Origin of the sequence: Pseudonocardia sulfidoxydans NBRC 16205, from assembly GCF_007989085.1 — a bacterium.
GTDB lineage: Bacteria > Actinomycetota > Actinomycetes > Mycobacteriales > Pseudonocardiaceae > Pseudonocardia > Pseudonocardia sulfidoxydans.
The window spans coordinates 1-2839 of record NZ_BJVJ01000158.1; the positions used below are offsets into that span (position 1 = coordinate 1).

General features: G+C 67.1%; 5 protein-coding genes. 3 read left to right on the forward strand and 2 right to left on the reverse strand.

Features of this window, described 5'->3' with window-relative positions; translation table 11 throughout:
* The coding region (locus PSU4_RS31700) for a hypothetical protein (RefSeq protein WP_186817283.1) at positions 1–305 on the forward strand (305 nt) is incomplete at its 5' end.
* A gap of 26 nt (positions 306–331) precedes the next feature.
* On the opposite strand, the gene PSU4_RS30715 is transcribed toward PSU4_RS31700, so the two are convergent.
* Positions 332–889, reverse strand: a complete 558-nt coding sequence (locus tag PSU4_RS30715; RefSeq protein ID WP_147116157.1) for a hypothetical protein — start codon at positions 887–889, stop codon at positions 332–334.
* Positions 890–1132: 243 nt separating this feature from the next.
* On the opposite strand from PSU4_RS30715, the gene PSU4_RS30720 reads away from it, so the two are divergent.
* Both PSU4_RS30720 and PSU4_RS30725 read left to right on the forward strand, forming a co-directional pair.
* Complete coding sequence (locus PSU4_RS30720; RefSeq protein WP_147116159.1) at positions 1133–1492, forward strand: GntR family transcriptional regulator; 360 nt, start codon at positions 1133–1135, stop codon at positions 1490–1492.
* A 162-nt stretch (positions 1493–1654) separates the two neighbouring features.
* Positions 1655–2344, forward strand: coding sequence for a hypothetical protein (locus tag PSU4_RS30725; protein ID WP_147116161.1), 690 nt, complete (start codon positions 1655–1657; stop codon positions 2342–2344).
* 101 nt (positions 2345–2445) lie between these two features.
* Here the strand turns inward: PSU4_RS30725 and PSU4_RS31705 are convergent.
* Positions 2446–2839 (reverse strand): hypothetical protein (locus PSU4_RS31705; protein WP_186817284.1); only part of this gene is annotated, 394 nt, incomplete at its 5' end.

A 2839-nucleotide genomic window follows, 5' to 3' on the forward strand; every position in this document is an offset into this window, starting at 1 on the left:
GGGAATATGGCAGACAACTGCACATCTCCCCCGAGACCTGGGAGCCCTACGACCACGTCACAGCCAGCCTCAACCAGTTCTCCGTCGTCCAGATCTTCGGGTCTACGGAGGTCGTGCGCCTTGCCGGCGAGTGCTGGAAGCACATCGTGATAACCCACATCGCCGCCGCGCAGGTAGACAAGGAGCCTGACGAGGCTGTCGAAGACCTCCGACGGGAGATCGTCGCTCTGCACTCCGCCCAGCAGGAGTTTCTCATGGGGGTCCGGGCCGATCTCGGCATCGCCCGACTCCCGACGACCGGGTAGGAGCAGCACTGATGCGACCGGCCAGGTCAGACTACGAATACTGCAACGATGGCCGGCACGGCCATCAAGACGGTGCCGCAGCCGACCAGGATCAGTCCCCATAATTGCAGCCGGGCCGTGGATACAGCCACAGACTTTGCGAGTGCCCGCAGCCCGGCATCCGCGACGTCCAGACGGTCACCCTGCTCGACGATCCGCTTCGTCGCGCGGTCGAGTTCGCCCTGGACTTCTGCTCGGCCTGCGATCATCTGAGCGGCGAGCTTGGCGAGCCCCGCCTCGAGACGTGCGAAGCGTTCGTCGACGCTCTCATCTGCCTTGCCGACGGTGAGATGGGCGCCGCCGCCACTTGTGACCGTGACGGTGGCCTGTCCGGTCGACGTCATGTGGACCTCAGCGGCGTGCACTCGCTTGCGGCGCTGGAGTAGTGCTCGCGCTCGGTCGAGCTGGCGCGCGGCCCCCGGGAACACCGGCGTCGGGTCGTGCTCGTGGAGCGTCTCGACGAAGGCCTTCACGCCGCACACCACACCGCCGACCGCCAGGGCCAAGCCGATCAGCGTGACGATGCCGCTGTACGTCGTGCTCACAGCCCAGGAGGATCTCAGCTCGGGCACGCCTCATCCGCCGAGGGTGTGAACGCACGCTCCGTTCTGTACGGGTTCAGTGCGGCGGGGGCCGTCGGGCTGGCTGCTGTCGGTGTTCGGCGCGGCCAGTTGCTCGTCCCGGTCGCGCCGCCAAGCCAGGTTGGCCTGCATGGCCTGGCGCCTGTCTCGATCCTCGCCCACCCCCTATTTGACTAAGACCTCTAGTCCTCTGATAACTTGAAAGACATGACGGCAACGGAAGGCCCGCGCTACCGGCAGATCGCTGACGACCTCCGGCGCCGCATCGCCGCCGGCGAGTGGCCGATCGGGTCAGCCATACCGAGTATCTCGGCCCTGCAGCAGGAGTACGACGTGTCGGGACTCAACACCGTCCGCAGTGCTCAGAAGCTCCTCCAAGAAGAAGGCCTGCTCGAGCCGAGGCAGGGTTACGGCACGTTTGTGATCGCGGCGCCACCACCCCAGGATCCGGCGCGGGCGGGACTTTTTGCGATCATCACGGAACTGCGCCGCGCGCTCGATACCAGCCAAGCCGCGCTCGCTACCGCGATCCGGCGGCTCGATGAGCTCGCTGACATCGACCGCTGAGCCAGTGCCTGGGGTTTGCGAGCGGGTCGAAGAACAGGTTCAGTGCGGTCAACCAGCGCGCCGCAGACAGTACAAAGCCCCGGCGACATGACCCTCGCGGGTCAGGGGCCATCCGGGGCTATTCGTTATCCATCTTAGCAGCTCACTTGCAGAGAGGACGAGATGACTGCTGCGAGTGACGATGACAGCTGGCTTGAAGACTGGTTGTCGCCGCCGCGGTTCGCCGTCTACGTCAACGCTGCCGACGGTGACCGCGGCCGGGCGCGTCAGCTCTACGAGTGGAACGCAGCTGTCTCTGCGGCGTTCCACCACGACCTGGGGCACCTTGAGGTCGCGCTGCGCAACGCCTACGACCGGGCCCTCAGCCAGGGAGGCTCCGATCGCCGACACTGGGTGTTTGACCCGTTTCGGCACTTCCCGCCGCAGATGCGGAGGGCCGCCAACGGGCGGCGCTACGACGCCAACGAGACGTCACGCGTGATGATCCAGCGAGCCGTCGACGAGGCAAGCAAGGACTCGGCTGGCGTGCAGCCGGCCCCGGGCAAGGTGATTGCTGAGCTGAACTTCGGCTTCTGGCGCTTCCTCTCGGTCCGCCGGCTTCACGAGTCGCTGTGGGTGCCGCGGCTGCACACCGCCTTTCGACCCGGCACCAGCCGACGTGAGGTCGACGACCCGGTCGTGCGGCTCCATAAGCTGCGTAACCGCGTCGCCCACCACGAACCGCTCTTCGCGCTGGACCTGGCGGCACGATGTACAGACGTGCTCACGGTCGCGAGCCTGCTCTCGGAGCCGCTCCACGCATTCATCGAGGAGCACAGCAGCTGTTGGAAGTTCCTCGCGGAACGACCCTGAGCGAACGATCTGCAGATCGGGGCAAGGAGACAGGCCGCCGAACTGTCGGGGCCGGAGGCCTGGTGGCCCGGTGACCGGCCGGGTCGCGTGAGGGAACCGGGTCAGTGTGGCGATGCGTCGCCGCCGGGAGGCTGCCCGGTCTCGGTGTCCTGCGCAGCCAGTTGCTCGTCCCGGTCGCGTCGCCAAGCCAGGTCGGTCTGCATGGCCTGGGTGAAGTACCCACCCCAGTAGTCGGCCCGGATCACTTCCTGTTCTGCCCAGTCGGGCGATCGCAGTTCGCTCTGCGGCCGCGGCGCGTACTGCTGCTCGTAGGGGTTCGGGTAGGGCGAGACCTCACTGGCTGGTGGGTACGGCAGTCCGGGACCACCGGCGCGGCCTGTCTGCTGGGCGGTGTCGAGGTGATCGACCAGGTGCTCGCCGGGGCCGCCGGTGACTGCGCGGCAGCGTGATTCGGGGATGTGGCGGCGCACCTTCTCCAGCGCTGCGTCGAGCCAT

Coding starts and splice junctions, on each gene's coding strand:
- PSU4_RS30720 (WP_147116159.1), top strand. CDS start 1,133: ATGACGGCAACGGAAGGCCCGCGCTACCGGCAGATCGCTGACGACCTC.
- PSU4_RS30725 (WP_147116161.1), top strand. CDS start 1,655: ATGACTGCTGCGAGTGACGATGACAGCTGGCTTGAAGACTGGTTGTCG.